The organism is Rhodococcus sp. P4_B6 (assembly GCF_056402215.1).
The window spans coordinates 41,069-65,580 of sequence record NZ_JBFUHV010000040.1 but is presented as its reverse complement, the minus strand read 5'-3'; the positions used below and the strand labels follow the sequence as shown (position 1 = coordinate 65,580).

Genomic DNA, 24,512 nt, shown 5'->3' with positions numbered 1-24,512 from the left:
GCCCTCGAACTGGTGAACTCCAGCCAGTTCGGCAACGGCACCGCCATCTTCACCAACGACGGCGGCGCCGCCCRCCGATTCCAGAACGAGGTCGAGGTCGGCATGGTCGGCATCAACGTCCCCATCCCCGTCCCGATGGCCTACTACAGCTTCGGCGGCTGGAAGAACTCCCTGTTCGGCGACACCCACGCCCACGGCACCGAAGGCGTCCACTTCTTCACCCGCGGCAAGGTCGTCACCACCCGCTGGCTCGACCCCAGCCACGGCGGCCTCAACCTCGGATTCCCCCAGAACGCATAAGTACTGGTTCTCCGCGCCGGACCGTCCGCGGTCCGGCGCGGCGTCCGTTCGATCGAAAGGAACTTCATGAGCGACACCTCTCTCGCCCGCCGTCATCGGGTCGTGGTCATCGGATCGGGATTCGGCGGCCTCTTCGCCACCAAGGCCCTGAAACGGACGGACGTCGATGTCACTCTGATCGATCGCACGACGCATCACCTGTTCCAGCCGCTGCTGTACCAGGTGGCGACGGGAATCCTGTCCGAGGGCGAGATCGCGCCCGCGACCCGGCTCGTCCTCGAGGACCAGCAGAACGCGTCCGTCCTCATCGGCGGAGTCGAGAAGATCGACGTCGCCGACCGGACCGTCACGTCCACCCACCGGGGCCGCACGACCGTCACCGAGTACGACAGTCTCGTCGTGTCGGCGGGCGCCCGCCAATCCTATTTCGGCAACGACCATTTCGCCGAGCACGCACCTGGAATGAAGACGATCGACGACGCCCTCGAGCTGCGCGGCCGCATCCTCGGGGCCTTCGAAAGCGCCGAGGTGAGCACCGATCCCGCCGAGCGGGCGCGCCTGCTGACGTTCGTCGTAGTCGGCGCCGGACCCACCGGAGTCGAGATGGCGGGCGAGATCGCCCAGCTCGCGCATCGCACTCTCGCCGGCGCGTACCGCACCATCGATCCCCGTGACGCGCGCATCATCCTGCTCGACGCGGCGCCGACGGTGCTCCCGCCGTTCGACGACAAGCTGCGCCGGGCGGCCGCGGACACTTTGGGGAATCTCGGGGTCGAGATCCAGTTGGGCGCGATGGTGACCGACGTCGACGACGACGGACTCACCGTCCGCGACCAGGACGGAGCCGAGCGGCGGATCGAGGCCACCTGCAAGATCTGGTCTGCGGGCGTCGCAGCCAGCCCGCTGGGCAGGCAACTCGCCGAACAGACCGGCGCCGGCACCGACCGCGCGGGCCGGGTCCTCGTCGAACCCGACCTCACCCTGCCCGGCCACAGCAACGTCTTCGTCGTCGGGGACATGATGAACCGGGACGGTCTTCCCGGCGTCGCGCAGGTCGCGATCCAGGGTGGCCGCTACGCCGCGCAGCTGATCGCCGCCGAGGTGCGGGCCCACCGGAAGGGTCGCGACAAGCCCGAACGCGCCCCGTTCCGCTACACGGACAAGGGCAGCATGGCGATGATCTCCCGCTTCAATGCGGTCGCGAAGGTCGGCCGCCTCCAACTGACCGGGTTGCTCGCCTGGCTGCTGTGGCTCCTGATCCACCTGGTCTACATCGTCGGATTCAAGAGCCGGCTCGCGACCGCCATGTCCTGGACGTGGTCGTTCCTGGGCCGGACCCGGGGACACCTCGCCGTCACGGAACAACAGGTGGTCGCCCGGACCGCGATCAGCCGGCTCGATGCCTGGGAGGATTCCCGGGCGGTACCCGAGGCGGCGACGGCCTCGGCACGGTGAGTACCGTCGCCTCCGTGCCTGTCTCCGCTCTCACCGTCGGCATCGACGTCGGTGGTACCAGTATCCGGGCCTGCGTGGTCGACGACACCGGCGAGGTGCTCGATTCCGTGCAGGCGCCCACACCGCAATCGGCCAAGGCCCTCGAGGACGCGCTCGACCGTGCCGTTCGCGAACTCGCGGGCCGCCATCCCGTGTCCGCCGTCGGGCTTGCGGTGGCCGGCTTCATCACCCCCGACCTCACCACCGTGCGGTTCGCGCCGCACCTGCCGTGGAAGAACGTGCCGGTCGCCAACGACCTCAGCGAGCGGCTCGGGCTGCCGGTGGTCCTCGAACACGACGCGAACGCGGCCGCGTGGGCGGAGCACCGGTTCGGGGCCGCCGCCGGCGGTCGCAACGTGGTGATGGTCGCGATCGGCACCGGCATCGGTGCGGCCCTGCTCATCGACGGGACGCTGTACCGCGGGAGCCACGGAGTCGCTCCCGAACTCGGCCACCTGCAGGTGGTTCCGGGCGGCAGACCCTGCGCCTGCGGCAAGCGCGGGTGCTGGGAACGGTATTGCAGCGGAACAGCACTCGTGGACACGGCCATCGAGCTTCTCGCCGCCGACCCCACGAGTTCGACGATCCTCGCACGCGAGGTGGCGAGCGATCCGGGATCGCTCACCGGCCGCCGGATCGCGAGCGCCGCGCGGGACGGCGACCCGCTGGCCATCCGCACGATGGAGGAGTTCGCACGGTGGCTGGGTGTCGGACTCGCCATGGTCGGCGACGTCTACGACCCCGACCTCGTCGTCATCGCCGGCGGTGTCAGCGGCTCGGCTCCGCTGTTCCTCGACCATGCGCGGGACGTCTATGCCTCTCTCGCAACCGGTTCCGGACACCGCCCTCTCGCCCGCATCCGCGAAACCCAACTCGGCGAATCGGCTAAAACCACGCACGAGCGCGGTCTCAGGTGCGGCCGTGACCGATGAAGAAGCATCGAACTACGTGGGCGCGTCGACGAGGAAGAGATTCCGGTCCTGGCCGCCAGCTGGAACGAGGGATGCAGGCGACGCACAACTCCATCACCGATGACGCGTCGCCCACCACGAGCAATGCGTCGTGGCAGCCCGCTCTCGACCACACAGGCAGCAGTTGACGCGTCGCCGCCGGATTCTCCGGCCCCGAGACCGGGAAGATGGAAAGGCTGTTCGTCGACGACATGCACCGGGGCCGCGGCGTGGGTTCGCCGCTGTTGTGCGATGCAGACGGCAGCCCCTTCCCACTACTCCACCTCGCGCACTTCACACCTTCGCGTCAGCCGTCCGGTAGCGTCGCGAGACTCGGGGCCAAATCTCATCTGGGATGGCCACTCGGTGTCCGGTTGGCCACTTGGGTGAGATTGCATTCGACGTGGCGGCATGGCGGGTCTCGAATCCGGTGGCGGAATCTCACGGCGAGTGACGGGCCGGTGGCGGATCCGTCATCGTGGAGAGGCTCGCCCACCTTCGGCGTGATCCAGATCGTTCGGGGTGTCCCGATTGACGCCCCGAAAGGACAACATCATCGGACGGGGCTACGGAACGGCGCTGGTCAGCGAGTTCCGGTCAACGGCCGGCTTGCGGGACGTGCCGATGCGGGTTCCGCTTACGGCGAAGATTCCGCAACGAAACATCGAGGACTCGTTCGGTTGCAATTGCGACAGGATCGCCCAGGGTCGAAAAGGGTCGTCGGGACGTTGTGAACCGCCGACGCGTTCCCGCAATACGGTCCGTGCGCTGACACTTCTGCTGCGTGAGGGTCGTTCCCCGCGGAGCCTAAGGGGCGGCGGGGAGTGTAGCCTCGTGGATGTCGAGGGTCATTCGAATATGCGCGGTCGCGCCATGTCGTCCTCGGCGCCCAAACCGGCCCGAAGTCAAGGGCCGAGAACTGGAGCGCCGCCATGGCGTCGAACCCGACCGATGTGTCGAACTCTCTAGCGGCTTCCGAGTCACCTAGCCCTGCCCGGGCAATGGAATCGACGTTGTCCTGCACGGCATGTCCGCACAGCCCGGATTCCCACGATGCGCTCGGTATTCGGTTTTGCGCCGTGACCTCGGACCGAAACCTCGACCGAAAGTGCATCTGCGCTGGCGAACAGGCGACTGGACAGCACTACTCCCGGTACTGAACGAGAAGTTCACCCAAACGGGAGCTTCGCTGGCGGTACCGGGAGCACGGCATGTTTGGTGGATTTGAGGATCTCGAATTCGCCAGTTTCTCCGAACCCACGCCGCTCCAGATCGGACTGAGCCGGCAACCGGCCCTGTGTCAGATCGGGACAACGACGGCGATGAGCGCGAGCAGTGTCGCGACGTTGGCCATGGGACTGTGCGGCCCACCGCATGGGGCAGGCCGAGCGCGTCGATCGCGATTGAACACCGGGGCGCTTTCTGCCATCCGGTGGTGCCCCGGTCGTCCGGTGGTCTCCTGCATCGCGCAGGTCGTCATTCGATGAGCGTTAGTCGATCCCTCAGCGACTCACGGACCTGAGTCTTGCCCCACCGGCCGATGTGCTGACAGAGCTCGCCAATGGCGGCAACGGTGTCGTCGGTATGGGTATCGATCCAAACCGGACCATCGTCGCGCTTCCGCGGCAGCAGCATGTGTTGTCCCTGTGAGGGCCACTGCACGAAGTCGTAGCCAGCAAGATCTGACTGAACGGTATCGGCCACCCAGACCGCGGCCTCATCGAACGGAGCATCCATCGACAAGCCGTCGCAGCGGGCGAACCCACTGATGCCGCGTACGCCCTGCCAGCCAATGGTGACGGCGTAGTCGCCGTTAACGGCAAGCTCCCACCCCGATCCGTCCAACCGCACGTCGCGCCCGTACCGCAGGCACCGCAGATCGCGGGCGACAGCTTCGAGAGCACGCACCCATACCTGCGGCGCCTCAACGTCGTGATCAGACCCGATCGCCGGACCACCGTCGAGCAAGCCGAAGTGCCACACCAAACTGTCCTGATTCCACAAGTCCTGGATCGGCATAACGCTATCTTCGCGCGTCCGAGCTGCCCGCCGGTGCGATTAAGTGACTGCACACCAGGCCCCGTCTCGACGCTGTTACCTCGGAGACGGAAGCGGCGTGTCGTGCGCAACACGGTGCTCCAGCTCTGCGAGTACCGCCCGCTGGTCGGATAGGGATCGATACCGGCATCCGATCGATGATGGAGATGCAACCAGGGGTTGGTGTGGCACGGGCTTGTCACGTTGCGTCGACTTGGGGCGATACCTGGATCATGAGGGTGAGGAAAGCCGCGATAGGTGCCAGCGCTCTTGTCGCGATCGCAACCGTCGCCGGCGCCTGCTCGCCCGAGGGCACCGAATCGCGCGATCCGACCGCCGTCGTCCAATCCACACAGTTCGCACCGCCGCCGGCGCCGATCACCGATCCCGTGCCCACCGCCGAGCAACTGACCGCCCTGTACAACGCCACCACCAACTACTCGATACGCGAGGAGGACCGGGCGCGGCTCCTGGATGGTCCCACCGACCAGACCCTGCCGATCGCGCGGGCTTGGGGTGCGCAACCCTCACCCCAATACCTCCAGTTCACCGCAGTGGAACCCGTCGGCCCAGAGATGGTCAACGCGACTGGGCAGGGCCACATCGAAGGCATGGAACCGTACCCAGTGGGACCAATTCCCTTCGTGCGTGTCAACAACGAGTGGAAGCTATCCCGCGCCTTCGTCTGTGGCGGATTGTTTCTCTCCGCACCACAGGTCTGTGGCTGAGGCTTTGCCCGGCACGCGCAACCGGTCTATTCAGATCGGTGACCGTTGCCGATCGCTATTCGGCGCAAAGTTGCACCTGCTTCTGGGCTCGGTCCGTATCGTTCGAAACGGGAGTCGTCGATGAATATTCGTAGTCTCGTCCTGGAAATCTCGCGCGTAGTCATACTGGCGCGTGATGAYGGACGTCATGTGTTGCGGCCCCTGAACGGCTTGGCGAAGTTGCCTACTGGCCGACGACGGTTGGTTCCATGTGGAGGCCACCACTCCTTGACAACGCGGAGAGTCTGATCGAAGAGCACACGCCGGGGGACGTCCCCGGCGCCTCATGGTGGGTCCTCCACGGTAACGCCGAGCCCGAGGTCCAGATCGATCTCACTCTCGAAGACGGCGGCTCACCGACGGTTCACCGGCTCGGCAACGTCTGGGCCATCGAGTGGGTCAGCATCCCGCAAAAAGCCTTCCTCTACAGGTCTGACAGGCCAGAAGACAGCCAGCCCCACAAGATTCGAATGATCCGTCCAAGCTACCTACCGCCCGCGTGGGTTTCAGGGCGTGCTGATCGCCCGTCGCGACAGGGCATCGGCACGGCCCGCTTCCCGATCGCTCAATAAATGCCAGCGAATTGAGACAGATTGCGGTAGTCATGCCGTGAGACAGGCGACAAGTCCGCAGGTCGCAGTGTCTCAGAATGCCACCGGCAGCGAGCCCCTACACGCCCGAAAAATTCTCTGATACTTGTCGGCGACCCCCGGTAGGATCGAAGATACGTTCGATACCGGGGGTTGAAGACCATGGGGGACAACAGTTCCAGCGCGGCCGCACTCGACGCGACGCCGCCGGGGATCGTGGCTGTCGAGGGGCTCCGAAGAGGCAAATCGGTGCTGGCGCAGGCTCAATACCGGCAGGTTGTCGCGGTGACCGAGTTCTACGATCTCTGCTACGAGGAAGACGAACGGCGCGGCATCAATCCGGCTCATTCCGGTTCCCACGCGTCAGTGGAGGTGTCGGTCGCACTCGGAATCAATGAACCGGTGGTGACCGCCTGGATCGACCTCGGACTCGAACTGCGCCACCGATTGCACGGCACCCGAGTCGCATTCGCGGCCGGGCGAATCGACCTCGATCAGGCACGGGTCGTCGCCGCGATGCTCACCGGCGTCAGCGACAGCAAGTTGGAGCAACTCGAAGCCGCGATCCTCGACGGACGCTCCCTGCCGCCGTCGAAACTGCGCGCCCGCGCTCGACGGCTCATCGCCCGCCACGACCCCGACAGCGTCGCCCACCGCAACAAACTCGCCATCGCCGATCGCGACGTGTGGATCCGGCCCGCGGAGAACGGCATGGCCTACCTCGATGGCCACCTCCCCGCCGCCGACGCCCACACCCTCGCAATGCGGCTGCGGGAAATGTCGATCCACGACGTCTGCGCCCACGACCCACGCACCCTCCCTCAACGCCGAGTCGACGCACTCACCGCGCTGGTCCCCCAAGCACTTCGTGCAGGGAGGTACCCCCAGACGGCACCGGACGCCTCTTCTGCCTGTGCGGTCGGGAACAGTGCCCGGCCCGCGTCGCCACTGCGGGCACGCGGCGGGCACCGCTCGTCCAGATCGTGGTCAACGCCTCGACGTTCCTCGGACTCGACGACCTTCCCGCCCACCTCGAGGGATACGGGCCGATCTGTGCGGACTCCGCGCGTACATTGGCCGCCGACAGTGTCTTCCAGCGTATCCACACGCTGGCCACCGAAGGCAACCCAGGTGGGCACGTCCTCGGGGCCGGCCCCGTTCAGAAGACTCATGGCATACCCGTGACCTACATCCGGAACGCAGCAACCAGACCCGAACTCACCTACGCACCGGGGACGGCTCTCGGCCGCCGGATCAGGGCCCGCGACGGCAACTGCCGCTTCCCCAACTGCCAGGTGTCCGCACGGCTCTGCGACATCGACCACACGACCCCGTTCGACCGCAACCGCCCCGAGAACGGCGGTCTGACGGTCGAGTCGAACCTCGCCTGCCTCTGCCGGCGTCACCACCGGCTGAAAACCGACGGCTCCTGGACCGTTCGGCAGACCGGAGCGGGGAAACTCGAATGGACCACGCCACGCGGCGAAATCATTCGAACCGAACCGGAAGGGGCGGCAATCGAACTGACCCACAACCACATCCGAGAGATGCAGCACTCCCTGCCCTCCGGTTGCTCACCGAACTCTCCCACGACCAGCAGGACGCCGAGTACCTGAACCAACTCCACGGGCGGCGCCGCACACACCGCAACGCACCGGTACCACCACCCGCAGGCGGTGGTACCGGTGCGTGAGAACCGTCGATCAGTGAGTCGCGACGGCGGCGGCGTTTCCTGCTGCCGATGTGGCGGGGTTACCTGCGCCGAGCCGGTCCTCCAACTCTTCGAGGCTGYGGCCCTTGGTTTCCGGGACGAAGCGGTAGACGAAGTACACCGACATCAGGTTCACGAGCACGAACAGGCCGAACGTTCCGGTGGATCCGAGAACCGAGTTGAGGATCGGGAAGACGAACGAGATGAACGCGTTGGTCGTCCAGAGCACGAATACCGCGATACCCATCGCGAACCCGCGGATGGCCATCGGGAAGATCTCCGACAGCAGCAACCACACGCAGGTGCCGATGAAGCACTGGACGAAGGCGACGAACACCATCATCGCGGCAAGGATGATGTAGCTGCGGCCGGTGGACGAGGGCAGCAGGAACACCAGCGACAGCGCGGCCTGCGAGGAGGCCACACCGATGAAACCGGTGAGCAGCATCTTGCGGCGATTTACGAAGCCCAGCAGAACGATTCCGAGGATCGTCATGACTACCGATGTGACACCGACCGCGATGGTGGCCACCAGGGACGCGCTGACACCCAGCCCGCTCTGCTCGAGGATCGTCGGCGCGTAATAGTTGACCGTGTTGATGCCCGTCGCCTGCTGCACGATGGCCAGACCACAGCCGATCCAGAGGATCCGGCGCATCCAGGGGTAGTCACGCAGGTAGTGGACGGCGCCGCTGGTCTTCGACTTCCGGTCGCGGGCGGCGTGGAAGCTGATGCTGGCGTACTCGTCGGCGGCCTCGGACTCGCTGCGGCTCATTTCGAGGGTCCTGCGGGTTTCGGCGAGGCGGCCCTTCGACGCGTACCAGCGCGGTGAATCCGGGAGCACGAGCATGCCGAGCAGCAGGAGAACCGCGGGCACCGACGCGATGGCCAGCATGTACCGCCACACCGTCGGATCCTCGATGAGGTGATCGAGCAGGGCGTTGATCGAGAAGGCGAGCATCTGACCGGTGACGATCATCAGTTCGTTGATGGTGACCATCCGGCCGCGCCGCTCCACCGGGGCCATCTCGGCCAGGTACAGCGGGCAGGTGACGGCGGCGGCGCCCACACCGAGACCGAGGACGATCCTGGCCAGCACCATGATCTCCACGTTGGGAGCCATCGCACACCCGAGGGCACCGACGAGGAACAGGCCCGCGCAGACGAGCAGCGTGCGCTTACGTCCGAGGGCATCGGACAACCGGCCGCCCAGCAGCGCGCCGACGGCCGCACCGGGGAAGAGCAGTGAACTCACGACGGTGGCTTCGCCGACCGCACTGAGGTTCAACTCGTCCTTCATGTAGAGGAGCGCACCGGAGATCACGCCGGTGTCGTAGCCGAACAGCAGGCCTCCGAGCGTGGAGATGACGGTGAGCTTGGTCAGGAAGCGTTTGTGACTGCGCTCGTTATTCGCAGCGCCGCCTCTTCCGCGTGCACTGGCAGCCTTGGTGGTCAACATCAGGTGTGGCCTTTCTGGGAATGCTCACGCATCACGACACGGAAGATCGGTTCACGTGTGTCGATATCGCCCGGGACGCGCTCGGCTCGATGCAGCCGAGAGGCGTACTTTCCTGGACTGAAGCGCTTCACTAACGCGCTTCAGTTGTCTACTATGAGGTGAATCACAGAAGGTGTCAAGGGCTGGGGTCGCGATCCGTGAGAACGTCCCTGACGACGCAACCGAGGGAGATCGACATGCTCGACGACCGAGCCACCGCGCACGCGGATGCGGAGCGGGCACCGGCGGGCCTGCACCGACGCCCCACGATGGCCGATGTCGCGACGCGGGCCGGGGTGTCACGCACCCTCGTGTCACTGATCTTCAGCAACAAACCGGGCGCGTCCGACGAGACCCGGGACCGCGTCCTGCAGGCCGCGGACGAACTCGGCTACCGCCTCGACCGGGCCGCCCGCATGCTCGCCCGCGGCCGCAGCCGCACCCTCGGGGTGCTCATGGACGTCCACCAGACCTTCCAGGCCGACCTGATCGGAACGATTTACGCGGAGGCCGAAGCCGCCGGATACGAGGTCCTGCTGTCCGCGAGCGCACCCACCCGCGACGAGCACAAGGCGATCGAAGCGCTCCTCAGCCACCGGTGTGAGGGCCTGATCCTGCTCGGCCCCCTCTCCGAGGCGGACTATCTGCGCACGCTCGCGGACCGGGCCGTGGTCACCGTGGTCGGCCGCGCACTCCCCCACACCGCTGTCGACACCGTGCGGACCGCCGACGCCAAAGGCATCCGGCAGTCCGTGGACCACCTGGTCGAACTCGGACATCGCGAGATCGCGCACGTCGACGGCGGCGCGGACCCGGGCTCACCCGAGCGGCGTCGCGCATATCTCGCGGCGATGCGCAGGCACGACCTCTCCGACCACATTCGCGTCATTCCCGGTCAGCACACCGAGGAGGCAGGCGTCGCCGCCGCGAACACCCTGCTGGCCGAGGACCGCCTGCCCACCGCCGTGCTCGCCGGCAACGACCGCTGCGCCATCGGCCTCATGGACGTGTTCACCCGTGCCCACGTCGACGTGCCGGGCGACATCTCGATCGTCGGGTACGACGACAGCCACCTGTCGCAGTTGTCGCGGATCGACCTCACCACCGTGCGGCAGGACACGGAGGGCCTGGCGCGGCACGCCGTGCAGTTCGCCGTCGGCCGACTCGAGGACGAGGACCTCGACCCGCAGGATTTCGTGATCGACCCCCACCTGATGGTGCGCGGCACGACCGGGCCTGCCCGGTCGTAGCCGCGCCCGTCGGCACAAGGCCCTACTTCGCGATGCTTTTCAGGTATTCGACGCTTCGGACGACGTCGCGCACGGGACCTTCGCCCTCGGGTTCCGCCGCGAGAATGGTGTCCTGTTCGAGGACGTACCAGCCGTCGTAGGCCTGATTCTGCAGCCGCTCGACCACACCGGCGATGTCCACGTCGCCGGTACCGAGCGGCGTGTACATGCCCTGGGCGACGGCCTCGGTGTAGGTGAGTTCACCCGCCCGGACCCGGCCGAGGAGTGTCGCATCGACATCCTTCAGGTGTGCGTGGGCGATCCGCTCGGGGGCCGTGGAGACCAGGTCGAGCGGGTCGGTGCCGCCGATCAGGAGATGTCCGGTGTCCAGGCACAGCGGGATCGACGAGCCGTCCAGGATGCGGTCCACCTCGGCGCGGTTCTCGATCATCGTCCCCACGTGCGGGTGGATCACCGCCCGCAGGCCCCGGTCGGCAGCAGCGGACGACAGACGGTCGAGATTGCGCAGCAACGTCTTCCATCCGGAGTCGTCGAGTTCGGGGCGCGAATCGTAGCCGACCGCCCCCGTCACCGCCGCCAGGACGATGACCTCCGACCGCGACGCGACGAGCGAATCGAGCGCCCCGCCGATCGCAGCGACCGTGTCGTGATCCGGGTCGTGCAGGAGCACCGGCACGAATCCTCCGACCGCCGTCAGGTCGTACCGGGCGAGGGTGTCCGTCAGCTCGCATGGATCCGAAGGGAGGAATCCGTCCGGACCGAGTTCGGTGGCCGCGAGGCCCGCGTCGCGCATCTCGGTGAGCACCCGGTCGGGATCGAGCTGGTGACCCCAGCCCTCCACCTCACACACTCCCCACGAAATGGGCGCGCCTGCAAGTCGAATCGTCATCGTCGTGTCTCGTCCAATCGCACCGGACGGTGCTGTCGTAGTGAATCCGCGTGTCCGTCGATCACGCCTCGGAGCCCGTTCACGGTTGCCGCCGCGCGGTCTGCGCGGCCAGACGCTCCGCGAGCACCGCCGGACCGACGCTGTCCCGCAACGCTTCCCACACCGTGTCCACCTGGGTGGCCGGCGCGAGACTGTGCACCGGCTGATCGTGGTCGAGGTTGGTCGGGAACGGGTAGCACTCGGCGGTCGCGACGACGGCATTGCGGAGAGTCCGCTCGCTCGCCCCCACACTCTGCCGGGCCAGCAACGTCGGATACACGGCGTTCGCCATGGCCTCACGGTCCAGCACTTCCATCGCCCGGCCGAACGGCGACGAGATCTGCAGCAGATTGGCCATCCGCCGGATCGACTCCGAACGGTTGTGGCCCGCACCGTGGTAGAGCGCCGGGTTGAAGAACACCGCGTCGCCCTTGCGGAGCGGCAACTGGACGTGACGGTCGCGGAAGAACTCGACGAACTCCGGCCGCGAGAATGCCACATAGCCCGCCTCGAACAGCTGCGAGTACGGCAGATACAGGGTGGGTCCGCTCTCGACGGGCATGTCGCAGTGCGCCACCGCGCCCTGCAGCGTCAGCGCCGCCGACATCCGGTGCAGATGCGCCGGATACTCGGGCAGCTCGTGCGAAGGCACGATGCCGAGGTGGTAGTCCCGATGCGGAACCTGCGCGGCCCCACCGGGATTGACCACGTTGACCTGCGACGTCACCTGGTACAGCGGCCCCAACCAACTCTGGCAGATCAGCGCGAGGATGTCGTTGGCGTAATAGTCGGCGAACACGTCCGGTGCGCCGAGAGCCAGCTTCTGCGCGGCGTTCCAAATGCGGTCGTTGGCGCCCGCCTTGCCGAAGTGGTCACCCACCACACCACCCGACGCATGCTGCTGCGCAATGAGGAGGTCGAACTGTTCGGTGGCACGATCCACCACGGCGGGGTCGCCGAAGGCGTTCTGGAATACCACGATTCCGGGACCGTCGGTGAGCGCGCGCACGAGTTCGGTCTGCACGGCACGGCGGGACTGCGCCTCGTCGAKGTGCGGAATCAGCGATTCGCTGCGGTACACCGGAACGTTCTGCTCCATCGAGTGGGCGAACGGATAGTCGGTCAGATTCGTCGAGCGGTCCACGGAGGCGCGGAACGCGTCGAGGTCGCAGTCCGAGTCGTGGATCCACTCACGCCGGCCGGTCGGCGGAGGAGAAATGAGGGTCATGGAGACAGTCTTGCGGTGATGCAACCAGCAGACAACACCAGAAACCCATCATTTTCACCTCAGCAGGCAGCGAGGTGCCCCTAGCTGCCCTGCCCTCCGGGCACGGGGACGCCGCGCGAATTGAGCCAGCCCGCCGGATCGATCTTGGTTCCGTTCGCCGTCCACACCTCGTAGTGCAGATGCGGTCCGGTCGACTGCCCCCGGTTGCCCATGGTGGCGATCTGGTCGCCGGCCCGGACCGGCTGCCCGACCGAGACCAACGAGGTGTCGATGTGGCCGTACACGCCGATGGTGCCGTCGTCCTGCTGCAGGCGGATCCACAGCCCGAAGCCCGACGCCGGACCGCTCTCGATCACGGTGCCGTTGGTGACGGCCTTGATCGGAGTGCCGATGGAGTTCGCGATGTCGATGCCGTTGTGGTTGGTACCCCAGCGCTGGCCGAAGCCGGACGTGAACGTGCCGTCGGCCGGGAACAGGACCGCGGGTCGGCGAGCCGCCTCCTCGGCCGCAGCCTGACGTGCGGCCTGTTCGGCCGCCTCCCGGGCCAGGCGCTCGGTCTCGGCCTTCTGGGCCACCAGCCTCTCGACCTCACGCTGGGCGGCGCGCTGGATCTGCTCGGTGTGGTCGGTGAGTTCCGGGCGTTCGACCTGCAGGAACTGCGGCGGCGGAGTGAGCGACACACCCGCCTCGGTGGATGCGTGCGCCACCTCCCCGGTGGCGGCGGAGGCGATGGCGCCGGACACGAGCAGCGCAGTAGCCGCCAGCGAGGTCGCCACCACGTGCCGGCGGGCGGACTTCGCAGAACGGGTGCGCCGGGCATGCCGGGCCTGCGGGACGGTGTTCGCGTGTAGAGCCAAGACCACATTCCTCCGTCGAGTTCGTGACTGATAACGAAACGGTCACGGTTTCGACACAGGTTAGTACGTATTGGCCAAAAACCCACGTGTCGCATTGACGCCTGTGCAGTCGGTCGCCGACTCCGGTCGGATTTTTCGACCCCATCAGTCACATGCACCCCGGGAGCGCGCATCGACGACAGTGGTCACGCTCCAGACGTGTCGGACGTCACTGTCACCGCGCTCAACGGAAAGACGACGGCGCCCGTGGTCGTGACCACGGGCGCCGTTATCTGTCGGGTCGGCCGCTCAGCCGGCCGCCCGCAATTGGGCAGCCAGACGCATCGCGGAGTTCGCGTCCCCGTACCCCTCGTAACCGCCGACGCGTTGCACGACCTCGAAGAACAGGTCGGCGCCCACCGTCTGGGTGAACAGGTGGAAGAACTCGCCGTGGGCGTCAGCGTCGTACATGATGCCGGAACCGCTCATGCGGTCGAGGAGTTCGCGGGAGAGTCCGAAGCGGGCCTCGAGGTCGTCGTAGTAGTTCGGCGAGATGACGAGCGGCTCGAAGCCGTTCGACTGCATGGTCGCCGCGGCGGTGAAGATGTCCGTGCACGCGAACGCGACGTGGCTGATCCCACCGCGCCGGGCCGCGGCGATGTGGGAGTTTCCCGACACCGCACCCGGAACCATGTTGAGCGAGATGCGCAGCGGACGGTCGACGCCGTCGGCGCCCGTCTGATCCATCGTCAGCGCCTGACTACGCATCATCCCGACCGCGTCCGTGACGTCGAGGCCCTCGTGCGGCGCCATCGCGAACACCGAGCGGAGCAGCAGCATGATGCCGTCCCAGTTGTCCGACGGGACGGCGAGCGCCACGTGATCGACCCCGGTAAACACCGGCACCTCGTCCTGCCAGCGCGACTCCGTCGGATACAGGTCGAACGCCGACTGCCACGACGCGGCGCTACCCGGACCGCGCAGATCCAGCGACGTCGCATCGGTGATCTTGAGACGCACCACATCGGACTCGGGAGCGGTGTCCACACCGGGCAGCAGGACCTCGTGCACCGGGACTTCGAGCGCCGCGGCGCGCTCCCCCCACGCGTCGGGGTCGCTCGACCGGATGCCGATCTGGGTGAGCACCGGAAGGTGCGCCGGCAGACCCGGCGCCGTCCACACCGTGCCCGCGGTGGCGTCGACCACAATGGTCATCCGGCCGTGCCGCCACAACTGGAGGTCGTGGYTGCGATGCCGGCCCACCAGACGGAATCCGATGTGCTGCAACGCTTGCCGGAGGTCGGAATCCTTACCGGGACCGGCGGCGAGCCGGAGCGACACGATGCCTTCGAGCGGTGCGCGCGGCGGCGGCTCGAACAGCGCCAGACCCCGACCGGTGTCCTCACCGTGCTCGGCCTGCACCCGGGCGACCTCCTCCTGGAGGTACAGCAGCGAGCGGTGCGCGTCGGCGGCCGTGCGACCCGTCGACGACTGCCGGAACGTGTCGTTGAAGATCTCCAGCGACCACGGCCCGGTGTATCCGGCCGCCTGGACGTGGGCACCGAACGTGGCGAGATCGAAGTTGCCCTGCCCCGGGAAGTTCCGGTGGTGCCGGCTCCACTGCAGGATGTCCATCGACATCCGGGGCGCATCGGCGAGCTGCAGGAAGAAGATCTTCTCCCCCGGGATGTCACGGATGCCGGACGGGTCGTCGCCGCGGGAGAGGATGTGGAAGCTGTCGAGGCAGGTACCGAGGGCGGGATGGTCGGCGTCCTGCACGATCTTCCACGCGTGCCGGTACCTGTTGACGTGCGTGCCCCAGGCCAGCGCCTCGTAGGCGATGCGGAGCCCCCGGCCGTGTGCGTGCTCGGCGAGGGTGTGGAGTTGCTCGGTCAGGCGGGCGTCGTCGCGCACCGCCTCGGGCAGTGGCGACGAGCAGACCAGCAGGGTGTCGCAGCCGAGCTGCTCCATGATGTCGAACTTGCGTTCGGCCCGGATCAGGTTGCGCGCGAACGTCGCGTCGTCGGCCGAATCCAGATCGCGGAACGGCTGATACAGATCGAGGGTGAGCCCGAGATCCGCTGCGCGGGATGCCAATTCACGCGGCGACCACGGCGAGCTCACGAAATCGGGTTCGAACACCTCGAAYCCGTCGAACCCGGCTGCCGCGATCGCGGTGACCTTCTCCTCCAGCGATCCACTCAGGGACACCGTGGCAACGCTCGTACGAACCTGTCGTCCCATGGCGCCGTCAGCCCTTGTTGCAGATGAAGTCGACGGCCAGCGAATAGCCGAGGATGCCGAGTCCGGCGATCACTCCCGTGGCGACCCCGGACACGTACGAGTGGTGCCGGAACTCCTCGCGGGCGTGCACGTTGCTGATGTGCACCTCGACGAGGGGCACCTCGAGCGTCACCAGGGCGTCGCGCAGCGCCACCGACGTGTGCGTGAAACCACCCGGGTTGATCACGACGCCCGACGCCGTGGTGCGGGCCTCGTGCACCCAGTCGATCAGGTGACCCTCGTGGTTGGACTGCCGCGCGACGATCTCACGTCCCGCCTTCGCGGCGGCGGTGCGGCACAACTCCACGACGTCGTCGAGCGTCTCCCGCCCGTACACCTCGGGCTGCCGTTGCCCCAGCAGGTTCAGGTTGGGGCCGTTGAGAACAAAGATCGGTCCGGGAGCGGTCATCGCGCGCATTACCTCCATTTGTACGAACTAGTGAGTTAGTTCGCACCCAGGATACAGCGCGCCCCGCCTAGGCGGACTTGTCCCGGCGTTCTCCCCGCTCCGGCTTGCGCGGGACGATGGTCGGGAGCACGTTGTCATTGACCGTCTCCGCGCTGACCACGACCTTTTCGACGTCGTCCCGGCTCGGGATGTCGTACATGACCGGAAGCAGGACCTCCTCCATGATCGCGCGCAGACCACGAGCACCGGTGCCGCGGAGGATCGCCTGATCGGCGATGGCCTCGAGCGCGTCCGTGGTGAACTCCAACTCCACGCCGTCCATGTCGAACAACCGGTTGTACTGCTTGACCAGTGCGTTCTTCGGCTCCGACAGGATCTGGACGAGCGATTCCTTGTCGAGGTTGGTCACCGATGCCACGACAGGGAGACGGCCGATGAACTCGGGGATGAGCCCGAACTTGATCAGGTCTTCCGGCATGACCTCCGCGAAGTGGTCCTGCGTGTCGATCTCCGCCTTGGACCGCACCTCGGCACCGAAACCGATGCCCCGCTTGCCGACGCGATCGGAGACGATCCGCTCGAGGCCGGCGAACGCGCCCGCCACGATGAACAGGACGTTCGTCGTGTCGATCTGGATGAACTCCTGATGCGGGTGCTTGCGACCTCCCTGCGGCGGCACGCTGGCCTGCGTGCCCTCGAGAATCTTCAGCAGAGCCTGCTGCACACCCTCACCGGACACGTCCCGTGTGATCGACGGGTTCTCGCTCTTGCGGGCGATCTTGTCGACCTCGTCGATGTAGATGATGCCGGTCTCGGCGCGCTTGACGTCGTAGTCGGCGGCCTGGATCAGCTTGAGGAGAATGTTCTCGACGTCCTCACCCACGTAGCCGGCCTCGGTGAGCGCCGTCGCATCGGCGATCGCGAAGGGAACGTTGAGCATCTTCGCCAGCGTCTGGGCCAGATACGTCTTGCCGCAGCCCGTGGGACCGAGCATGAGGATGTTCGACTTCGCCAGCTCGACCGTCTCGCCGCGCGCATCACGACCCTTGTCGCCGGCCTGGATGCGCTTGTAGTGGTTGTAGACCGCGACGGCGAGAGTCCGCTTGGCGGCATCCTGGCCGATCACGTAGTTCTCGAGGAAATCCCGGATCTCGGCCGGCTTCGGCAGCTCGTCGAGCTTCACCTCGCTGGACTCGGCCAGCTCCTCTTCGATGATCTCGTTGCACAGGTCGATGCACTCGTCGCAGATGTACACCCCAGGCCCAGCAATGAGCTTCTTGACCTGCTTCTGGCTCTTACCGCAGAAAGAGCACTTGAGCAGATCCCCGCCGTCACCGATGCGTGCCATCTCGTCAGGTCCCTACTTCCTTCGTCTACGTGCAACCATCGAACCGATCCCACGCCGTGCGCGCACCGACCGAAAACGAAAGCCCGTTATGTGACCGTACCCGCAGATCGCGAGCGAGGTCGACTGGTTGTCGGTGATTCGCGCACCGATCTTCCGGGAAAGCCAGCCTTGCCGATCCCGCACCCGGCTCGCGGCAACCGCGCCGTCACGGCGTGTCGCCCGAGCCGGGGCGGCAGGAAATCACTTCTGGGCGCTGAGTTTGCGGTACTCGAGCACGTCGTCGATGATTCCGTAATCCTTGGCCTCGGCGGCCGTGAGGATCTTGTCGCGATCGGTGTCCTTGCGGATCACGGCGGCGTCCTTGCCGGTGTGCTTCGCGAGAGTGGTCTCCATCAGGCGACGCATCCGCTCGATCTCGGCAGCCTGGATCTCGAGGTCGGAGACCTGACCCTGGATGCCGCCGGTCGCGGGCTGGTGGATGAGGACACGAGCGTTCGGCAGGGCCAGACGCTTGCCGGGGCTACCGGCCGCCAGCAGCACCGCGGCAGCGGATGCGGCCTGGCCGAGGCACACCGTCGTGATGTCGGCGCGCACGTACTGCATGGTGTCGTAGATCGCCATCAGCGACGTGAACGAACCACCCGGCGAGTTGATGTACATGGTGATGTCGCGGTCGGGGTCCAGCGACTCGAGAACGAGCAGCTGAGCCATCACGTCGTTGGCCGACGCGTCGTCCACCTGCACGCCGAGGAAGATGATGCGCTCCTCGAACAGCTTGTTGTACGGGTTGGACTCCTTCACGCCGTAGCTCGAGTGCTCGATGAACGACGGCAGGATGTAGCGCGACTGGGGGCCTGTAGGCGCCTGGCCTCCCAGGCTGCGGGGATCGAACAGGTTGGTCATCAGTTCTCCAAAGGATGTGTGGGAGCGGTCAGTGAGGAAGCCGGGCTGCTACTGCCCGGTCCCGCCCGCCTGCGCCGCGCGGGAGACGACGTGGTCGACGAAACCGTATTCGAGAGCCTGCTGTGCGGTGAACCAGCGGTCGCGATCCGAATCGGCGGTGATCTGCTCGACCGTCTGACCGGTGTGCTCGGCGATCAGCTCGGCCATTTCGCGCTTGGTGTGCGCGAACTGCTCGGCCATGATCGCGATGTCACTCGCGGTACCACCGATTCCGGCGGACGGCTGGTGCATCATGATCCGCGCGTGCGGGAGGGCGTACCGCTTGCCCTTGGCCCCGGCGGAGAGCAGGAACTGGCCCATCGACGCGGCCAAACCCATTCCGAACGTCGCGACGTCGCACTCGGCGAACTGCATCGTGTCGAAGATAGCCATGCCGGCGCTGACCGATCCGCCGGGCGAGTTGATGTAGAGGGAGATGTCCCGGCTGGGATCTTCTGCCGACAGCAGCAGGATCTGGGCGCACAGCTTGTTCGCGATGTCGTCGTCGACCTGGGTACCGAGGAAGATGATGCGCTCGCGCAGCAGGCGCTCGTACACCGAGTCGCTGAGGTTCAACCCAGCGGTGGCTGAAGTCATGGCGGGACTCTGCAAAGTCTCCAGGTGATTGGAAGTCACGGTACCTGCCTTCTCCGTAAATCGTTGATTGCTGACACAGACACTAACGAAGTAGGGCGGCACCGGAGTCCCGGTGCCGCCCTACTTCGCTCAAAGCGGAAAACATCTCACAGCCGAACGCGAGGGAAACACCCCGCGACCAGCATTACTTCTGGTCTTCGCCCTCGGCGGAATCCGACGCGACCTCGTCCGTGGACGCGGTCTCTTCGGCTTCGGCCTCACCGTTGCCGAACAGTTCGGCGGTGTCGACAGCGGCACCCGAGGTGTCGGTGACGGTGGCCTGCTCGACGACACCGGCGAGAGCCTTGCCGCGACGCACGTCGGCGAACACGGCGCCGAGCTGACCGGCCTGCTGGATCTGCTGGATGAACTGCTCCGGCGCCATGCCGTAGCGCTGCGCCTGGAACAGGATGCGCTCGGTGAGCTCGTCCTGACCAACGGTGACGTCGGAGGCGTCGGCGATGGCGTCCAGCAGGAGCTGGGTCTTCACCGAGCGCTCGGCGCTGTCCTTGGCGTCCTTGTCGAACTCTTCGCGGCTCGTGCCCTGCTCCTCGAGGAGCTTGTTCAGCGCTTCCTCGTCGTGGTCGAGTCCGTGCACGGCGTCGTGCAGCGCAGCGTCGACCTCGGCCTTGACGACGGCCTCGGGCAGCGGGACCTCGACGGTCTCGAGCAGGGTCTCCAGGACCTTGTCGCGGATCTGACCGGCCTGCTCGACCTTGCGGACGCGTCCGACGCGCTCACGCAGGTCGGCCTTCAGCTCGTCGAGGGTGTCGAACTCACTTGCCAGCTGAGCGAACTCGTCGTCCTCGGCAGGCAGCTCGCGCTCCTTGACGGTGCCGACGGTGACGGTGACGACAGCTTCCTTGCCCGCGTGGTCACCGGCGACGAGCGTCGAGGTGAACTCCTTGGACTCGCCGGCCTTGACGCCGACGACGGCCTCGTCGAGGCCCTCGATGAGCTGACCCGAACCGACCTCGTGCGACAGACCGCTCGCGGTGGCCTCGGGAACGGCCTCACCGTCGACGGTGGCCGACAGGTCGATGGAGATGAAGTCTCCGTCCTCGACCGCACGCTCGACACCGGTGAGGGTGCCGAAACGCTGACGCAGCGACAGCAGCTGCTCCTCGACGGCCTCGTCGGTGATCTCGATCGGATCGACGGTGACGCTCAGCTCGCTGTAGTCGGGCAGCGTGATCTCGGGACGGACATCGACCTCTGCGGTGAACTCCAGGAGTTCACCGTCTTCGATCTTCGTGATCTCGATCTCGGGCTGACCGATCGCCTTCACCGAGGCGCTGGTGACGGCCTCGGAGTAGCGGGACGGGAGTGCGTCGTTGACGACCTGCTCCAGGACGGCGCCACGACCGACACGGGCTTCGAGCAACTTGGCCGGTGCCTTACCCGGACGGAAGCCGGGGAGACGGATCTGTTGCGCGAGGGCCTTGTAGGCCTTGTCGAAATCAGGCTTGAGCTCCTCGAAGGGCACCTCAACGTTGATACGGACTCGCGTCGGGCTGAGCTGCTCGACGGTGCTCTTCACGGACTGGCTCCTTCGTGTGGTCGTGCTTTTTCTGTGCGGCAGTTACCTGCCCTGTGGTTCTGGTCGGGGTGACAGGATTTGAACCTGCGACCCTCCGCTCCCAAAGCGGATGCGCTACCAAGCTGCGCTACACCCCGGTCGAAGCCGGCTCTCGCCAACCTCGCGAGGACCCGAGGAAGAATCCTACGGCCCCCCGATTATGAAATCCAAAGCGAGGTTGGGTACAGTCACTCATCGCAGACGACATGCATGGCGATCCCAGGTTGTCGTATGCACGGGGATGTAGCTCAATGGTAGAGCCTCAGTCTTCCAAACTGATTACGCGGGTTCGATTCCCGTCATCCCCTCCGCACAGGAGCGTTCCCACCCCAGGGAACGCTCCTTTTTTCTTGCACATGGGCGGTCGCGCACATCTGATTCGCTATGACATGCGTCACAGTCGATCGAGCGACCCCCGGCCTTACCCCTCGCCCCCGTTCGCCGAGCGCGTAACCCCGATATCGATCAGTACTCTGGGAGATGTCCGATTTGTCCCCTACTCGTGGATGTTGCAGCCCCCGCAGCCGGCGGTCCGCGAGAACTCCGGAGGCCCACCGTGGAACTGCTACTCATTCTCGTGATCGTGGCGGCGGTCGCCTTCCTGGTGGTGAGGAGCCGCAACAACCGCGCCGGGCAGACCGCGAACCAGCTCGAGGACGCCAAGGCGGACGCACGCCAGGCCATCGAACGACTCGGCGGACAGGTGTACAGCCTCACCGGCTCCGACACCGCCTCACAGCAGGCACTGGCCGACGCGTCCGAGCGCTACACGGCGGCGGGCTCCCAGATCGATCAGGCCGCCACCCCCGTCCAGGCACGCCTCGCCAAGCAGACGGCACTCGAAGGCCTCTACTACATCCGTGCCGCCCGGACGGCCATGGGCATGGACCCCGGCCCCGAGATCCCGTCGATCGACGGGCAGAAGTCCGCGGGCGCGGTCACCGAGGACCGTGAGGTCGAGTTCGAGGGCAGGCAGGTCGCGGCGTCACCGAACCCGTCGTCGAAGACACCGAACTACTACCCGGGCGGTCGCGTCGCGGGGCGCCCGGTTCCCGCAGGCTGGTACTCGGAGCCGTGGTGGAAGCCCGCCCTCGTCGCGGGCGCGTGGGGCCTCGGTTCGATGTTCCTGTTCTCGGCGATGTTCTCCGGGATGGCCGGCGTGGGGTACGACGCGCAGGCCTTCGAGAGCGGCGCGGGCGACGCCTCGCAGGACGGCGGCGGTGACGCGGGCGCAGATGCCGGCGGCGACGGCGGCGACTCCGGTGGGGATGCCGGCGGCGATTCCGGTGGCGACATGGGCGGGGACGCCGGCGGCGACGGCGGCGGCGGATTCGACTTCGGCGGCGGGGACGGCGGTGGAGGCTTCGACTTCGGTGGCGGCTTCGACTTCTGACGCGGCCGTCAGGACGGCTGGCAGCTCGGGCACCAGAAGAGGTTGCGGCCCTTCATGACCGAGTGGGCCACCGGTGTGCCGCAGATGCGGCACGGCGATCCCGCCCGCCGGTAGACGTACGTCCGGGGGCGGTCCTTCGCGTATGCCGGATCCCCGTGATCGTCCTCGGGGCGGATGACGTGCATCTTGCCGCGGCGGACACCGACCTTCATGAGGGCGACGAGGTCGGCCCACAGCGCGTCCCACTCGTCGCGGGACAGTCCGCGGCCGGGCCTGTCCGGGTCGATCCCGCGCCGGAACAGGACCTCCGCCCGGTACACGTTGCCGACGCCCGCGATCACGGCCTGATCCATGAGCAGCGCCCCGATCGGGGTCTTCGACGCCGAGATGCGTTTCCACGCCTTGTCGGGGTCGGCGTCCTTGCGCAGAGGGTCCGGTCCGAGTCGCGCCTCGATGGCGGCGACCTGCGGCGGGTGGAGAACCTCACACGCCGTCGGGCCGCGCAGGTCGGTGCCGAATTCGGCGCCGACCATCCGCATCCGGACCTGCCCGACCGGCGGTTCCATGGGAACGGCCGCTTCGGTGAACGCTCCGTACAGGCCCAGGTGGACGTGCACGACCAGCCCGGACTCGTAGTGATGCCACAGGTGTTTACCCCAGGCCTCGGACTTGACGAGGACGCGGCCGTCAACGAGGGCCGCGTCCTCGGAGAATCGGCCCTGCGGGCTCAGCACCCGCACCGGCGAACCGGCGAACCGGCGTTGGTGTAGCCGGGCCAGCCGGTGCAGGGTGTGACCTTCGGGCAAGGACGATCAGGCCTCGGGCAGGGCCGGCGCGACACCGGTCTTCTCGAACTCGGACAGGATGTCGATACGGCGCTGGTGGCGCTCCTCGTTCGACCACTCGGCGGCGAGGAACGCGTCCACGATCGCGAGGGACTCCTCGAGGGAGTGCATGCGCCCGCCGAGTCCGATCAGCTGAGCGTTGTTGTGCTGTCGGGCCAGCTGCGCGGTCTCGACGCTCCATGCCAGGGCGCAGCGCGCACCCTTCACCTTGTTCGCCGCGATCTGCTCGCCGTTGCCGCTGCCGCCCAGCACGATGCCGAGGCTGCCCTCGTCCGCGACGACACGACGTGCCGTCTCGATGCAGAAGGCGGGGTAGTCGTCGAGGGCGTCGTAGACGTGAGCACCGCAGTCGACGGTCTCGTGGCCTGCGGCTTTCAGATGTTCGATGATCTCGTTCTTACGTTCGAATCCGGCATGGTCGGCACCCAGGTATACGCGCATGACTGGTGATTCTGTCAGGCGTCCTCGCGAATCGTGCCGGGGCCCCGGGACGCTTATCGTGATCAGCATGTATCCCGACAACGGACAGAACTGGGGACAGGCGTATCCGGGACATCGGCAGGCCCCCGCGCAGCAGCAGTGGGGCGGCGGGACGGGATGGAATCCCCCGGCCCCGTTGCCGGGCCTCATGCCGAACGACAGGCCCGCCCGGCACTCGTGGGAGATCCCGCTGCTCGTGGCCGCGGTCGTGCTCACCGTCGTCGCCTACGTGGCGGCTATCGCGGCGCTGTTCCTCGGGGTGGTGTCCACCTGGGTGCTCATCGTGCTGGTCGCGCCGATCCTCATCGCCGTCGGCCGCGGCCAGCTGTACGGCTCGCAGCAGGTGAACGGGATCAAGATGACGCCCACCCAGTTCCCCGACGGCTACCGGATGGTGGCGGAAGCGGCCGCACGGTTCGGGATGGCCGAGCCGCCCGACGCGTACGTCGTCCTCGGGAACGGCCGGATCAACGCATTCGCGTCCGGGCACGGCTTCCGCCGCTTCGTCGTCGTGTACAGCGATCTGTTCGAGATCGGCGGCGAGGCCCGCGAGCCCGACGCCCTCGCCTTCATCATCGGCCACGAGGTCGGGCACATCGCCGCCGGCCATGCCTCGTACTGGCGGCAACTAGGACAGTTCGCCGCCAACTACATTCCCGTCGTCGGGTCCGCCCTGTTCCGGTCGATGGAATACACCGCCGACAATCACGGCTTCTGCGTGCGGCCCCAGGGCGCCCGCGGCGCGATGGGTGTGCTCGGCGCGGGCAAGTATCTGGTGAGCGTCGTCGGATTCGACGAACTCGCCGACCGGGCCACCACCGAACGCGGGTTCTTCCCGTGGTTCGTGAATCTGCTGTCGGGACATCCGGTGCTGACCTGGCGCGCCGCCGCCCTGCGGAACCGGACCCGGCACGGCCACCTGTTCGTCAAACCCGGCCAGATCTACCGCGATCCGCTGCAACTGCAGTACGCGGGCGACCCGGCCGGGCCCGTCACTCGGTGACCGGG

At 66.9% G+C, this 24,512-nt stretch carries 23 protein-coding genes and 2 tRNA genes; 11 read left to right on the top strand and 14 right to left on the bottom strand.

All coding sequences use genetic code 11. The features are described from left to right. The 4 genes from AC1DWT_RS20600 to AC1DWT_RS20585 all read left to right on the top strand — a co-directional run. Positions 1-300: aldehyde dehydrogenase family protein (locus AC1DWT_RS20600; protein ID WP_477921963.1), on the top strand; the 300-nt coding region annotated here is incomplete at its 5' end. A gap of 66 nt (positions 301-366) precedes the next feature. Then, the gene (locus AC1DWT_RS20595; RefSeq protein WP_072947089.1) at positions 367-1,755 is read left to right on the top strand and encodes an NAD(P)/FAD-dependent oxidoreductase; all 1,389 of its coding nucleotides are present in this window, start codon (positions 367-369) and stop codon (positions 1,753-1,755) included. Continuing rightward, positions 1,752-2,726: an ROK family protein gene (locus tag AC1DWT_RS20590; protein ID WP_477921960.1), complete on the top strand. Its 975-nt coding sequence runs from the start codon at positions 1,752-1,754 to the stop codon at positions 2,724-2,726. The genes AC1DWT_RS20595 and AC1DWT_RS20590 overlap by 4 nt, the downstream gene beginning before the upstream one ends. A 950-nt stretch (positions 2,727-3,676) precedes the next feature. Continuing rightward, positions 3,677-3,904 carry an RGCVC family protein gene (locus AC1DWT_RS20585; protein ID WP_306454271.1) on the top strand — a complete coding sequence of 76 codons (228 nt, stop codon included), beginning with the start codon at positions 3,677-3,679 and terminating at the stop codon, positions 3,902-3,904. 316 nt (positions 3,905-4,220) lie between these two features. On the opposite strand, the gene AC1DWT_RS20580 is transcribed toward AC1DWT_RS20585, so the two are convergent. After that, a complete protein-coding gene (locus AC1DWT_RS20580) occupies positions 4,221-4,763 on the bottom strand; it encodes a hypothetical protein (RefSeq protein WP_072947087.1) in 543 nt (180 codons plus the stop codon). Positions 4,764-5,014: 251 nt separating this feature from the next. Between AC1DWT_RS20580 and AC1DWT_RS20575 the strand changes: the two genes are divergently transcribed. From AC1DWT_RS20575 to AC1DWT_RS20565, 3 genes are all read left to right on the top strand, one after another. Further along, on the top strand, positions 5,015-5,509 hold the full coding sequence (locus tag AC1DWT_RS20575; RefSeq protein WP_206012748.1) for an MTB12 C-terminal domain-containing protein: 495 nt from the start codon (positions 5,015-5,017) through the stop codon (positions 5,507-5,509). A gap of 791 nt (positions 5,510-6,300) precedes the next feature. After that, positions 6,301-7,323 (top strand): DUF222 domain-containing protein, encoded by a 1,023-nt coding sequence (locus AC1DWT_RS20570; RefSeq protein ID WP_206012749.1) that lies wholly within the window; start codon positions 6,301-6,303, stop codon positions 7,321-7,323. Beyond that, positions 7,320-7,754 (top strand): HNH endonuclease signature motif containing protein, encoded by a 435-nt coding sequence (locus AC1DWT_RS20565; protein WP_206012750.1) that lies wholly within the window; start codon positions 7,320-7,322, stop codon positions 7,752-7,754. The genes AC1DWT_RS20570 and AC1DWT_RS20565 overlap by 4 nt, the downstream gene beginning before the upstream one ends. 87 nt (positions 7,755-7,841) lie before the next feature. Here AC1DWT_RS20565 and AC1DWT_RS20560 read toward each other — a convergent pair whose 3' ends face one another. Then, positions 7,842-9,308, bottom strand: a complete 1,467-nt coding sequence (locus tag AC1DWT_RS20560; protein WP_477921957.1) for a sugar porter family MFS transporter — start codon at positions 9,306-9,308, stop codon at positions 7,842-7,844. 236 nt (positions 9,309-9,544) lie between these two features. Here AC1DWT_RS20560 and AC1DWT_RS20555 point away from each other — a divergent pair, with 236 nt between their 5' ends. Then, on the top strand, positions 9,545-10,597 hold the full coding sequence (locus AC1DWT_RS20555; RefSeq protein ID WP_083395824.1) for a LacI family DNA-binding transcriptional regulator: 1,053 nt from the start codon (positions 9,545-9,547) through the stop codon (positions 10,595-10,597). Positions 10,598-10,619: 22 nt separating this feature from the next. Here AC1DWT_RS20555 and AC1DWT_RS20550 read toward each other — a convergent pair whose 3' ends face one another. The 10 genes from AC1DWT_RS20550 to AC1DWT_RS20505 form a co-directional block, all read right to left on the bottom strand. Then, positions 10,620-11,486 (bottom strand): sugar phosphate isomerase/epimerase family protein, encoded by an 867-nt coding sequence (locus AC1DWT_RS20550; RefSeq protein ID WP_095865135.1) that lies wholly within the window; start codon positions 11,484-11,486, stop codon positions 10,620-10,622. A 79-nt stretch (positions 11,487-11,565) separates the two neighbouring features. Continuing rightward, positions 11,566-12,753: a phytanoyl-CoA dioxygenase family protein gene (locus AC1DWT_RS20545; protein WP_477921954.1), complete on the bottom strand. Its 1,188-nt coding sequence runs from the start codon at positions 12,751-12,753 to the stop codon at positions 11,566-11,568. Between the two features lie 80 nt (positions 12,754-12,833). After that, positions 12,834-13,610: a M23 family metallopeptidase gene (locus tag AC1DWT_RS20540; RefSeq protein WP_083395963.1), complete on the bottom strand. Its 777-nt coding sequence runs from the start codon at positions 13,608-13,610 to the stop codon at positions 12,834-12,836. A 288-nt stretch (positions 13,611-13,898) separates the two neighbouring features. After that, positions 13,899-15,833 carry a TIM barrel protein gene (locus tag AC1DWT_RS20535; RefSeq protein WP_477921953.1) on the bottom strand — a complete coding sequence of 645 codons (1,935 nt, stop codon included), beginning with the start codon at positions 15,831-15,833 and terminating at the stop codon, positions 13,899-13,901. A gap of 7 nt (positions 15,834-15,840) precedes the next feature. Then, positions 15,841-16,281, bottom strand: a complete 441-nt coding sequence (aroQ, locus tag AC1DWT_RS20530; protein WP_072947109.1) for a type II 3-dehydroquinate dehydratase — start codon at positions 16,279-16,281, stop codon at positions 15,841-15,843. Positions 16,282-16,348: 67 nt separating this feature from the next. Further along, positions 16,349-17,629, bottom strand: coding sequence for an ATP-dependent Clp protease ATP-binding subunit ClpX (gene clpX, locus AC1DWT_RS20525; protein ID WP_005248181.1), 1,281 nt, complete (start codon positions 17,627-17,629; stop codon positions 16,349-16,351). A gap of 240 nt (positions 17,630-17,869) precedes the next feature. Next, the gene (locus AC1DWT_RS20520) at positions 17,870-18,532 is read right to left on the bottom strand and encodes an ATP-dependent Clp protease proteolytic subunit (protein ID WP_072947079.1); all 663 of its coding nucleotides are present in this window, start codon (positions 18,530-18,532) and stop codon (positions 17,870-17,872) included. 48 nt (positions 18,533-18,580) lie between these two features. Continuing rightward, positions 18,581-19,168, bottom strand: a complete 588-nt coding sequence (locus AC1DWT_RS20515; protein ID WP_011594411.1) for an ATP-dependent Clp protease proteolytic subunit — start codon at positions 19,166-19,168, stop codon at positions 18,581-18,583. Between the two features lie 184 nt (positions 19,169-19,352). Then, on the bottom strand, positions 19,353-20,747 hold the full coding sequence (gene tig / locus AC1DWT_RS20510) for a trigger factor (RefSeq protein WP_072947078.1): 1,395 nt from the start codon (positions 20,745-20,747) through the stop codon (positions 19,353-19,355). Between the two features lie 60 nt (positions 20,748-20,807). Next, positions 20,808-20,884 (bottom strand) — tRNA-Pro (locus tag AC1DWT_RS20505). A 139-nt stretch (positions 20,885-21,023) separates the two neighbouring features. Between AC1DWT_RS20505 and AC1DWT_RS20500 the strand changes: the two genes are divergently transcribed. Beyond that, a tRNA-Gly gene (locus tag AC1DWT_RS20500) sits at positions 21,024-21,094 on the top strand. A gap of 248 nt (positions 21,095-21,342) precedes the next feature. Beyond that, positions 21,343-22,179, top strand: a complete 837-nt coding sequence (locus tag AC1DWT_RS20495) for a hypothetical protein (RefSeq protein WP_095865132.1) — start codon at positions 21,343-21,345, stop codon at positions 22,177-22,179. Positions 22,180-22,187: 8 nt separating this feature from the next. Here AC1DWT_RS20495 and AC1DWT_RS20490 read toward each other — a convergent pair whose 3' ends face one another. Further along, entirely contained in the window at positions 22,188-22,985 is a 798-nt protein-coding gene (locus tag AC1DWT_RS20490; protein ID WP_206012751.1) for an Fpg/Nei family DNA glycosylase, read from the bottom strand. Between the two features lie 6 nt (positions 22,986-22,991). Continuing rightward, positions 22,992-23,465, bottom strand: a complete 474-nt coding sequence (locus AC1DWT_RS20485; protein WP_005248193.1) for a ribose-5-phosphate isomerase — start codon at positions 23,463-23,465, stop codon at positions 22,992-22,994. A gap of 67 nt (positions 23,466-23,532) precedes the next feature. Here AC1DWT_RS20485 and AC1DWT_RS20480 point away from each other — a divergent pair, with 67 nt between their 5' ends. Then, positions 23,533-24,507, top strand: coding sequence for a M48 family metallopeptidase (locus AC1DWT_RS20480; protein ID WP_420855109.1), 975 nt, complete (start codon positions 23,533-23,535; stop codon positions 24,505-24,507). Positions 24,508-24,512 lie beyond the last annotated feature (5 nt).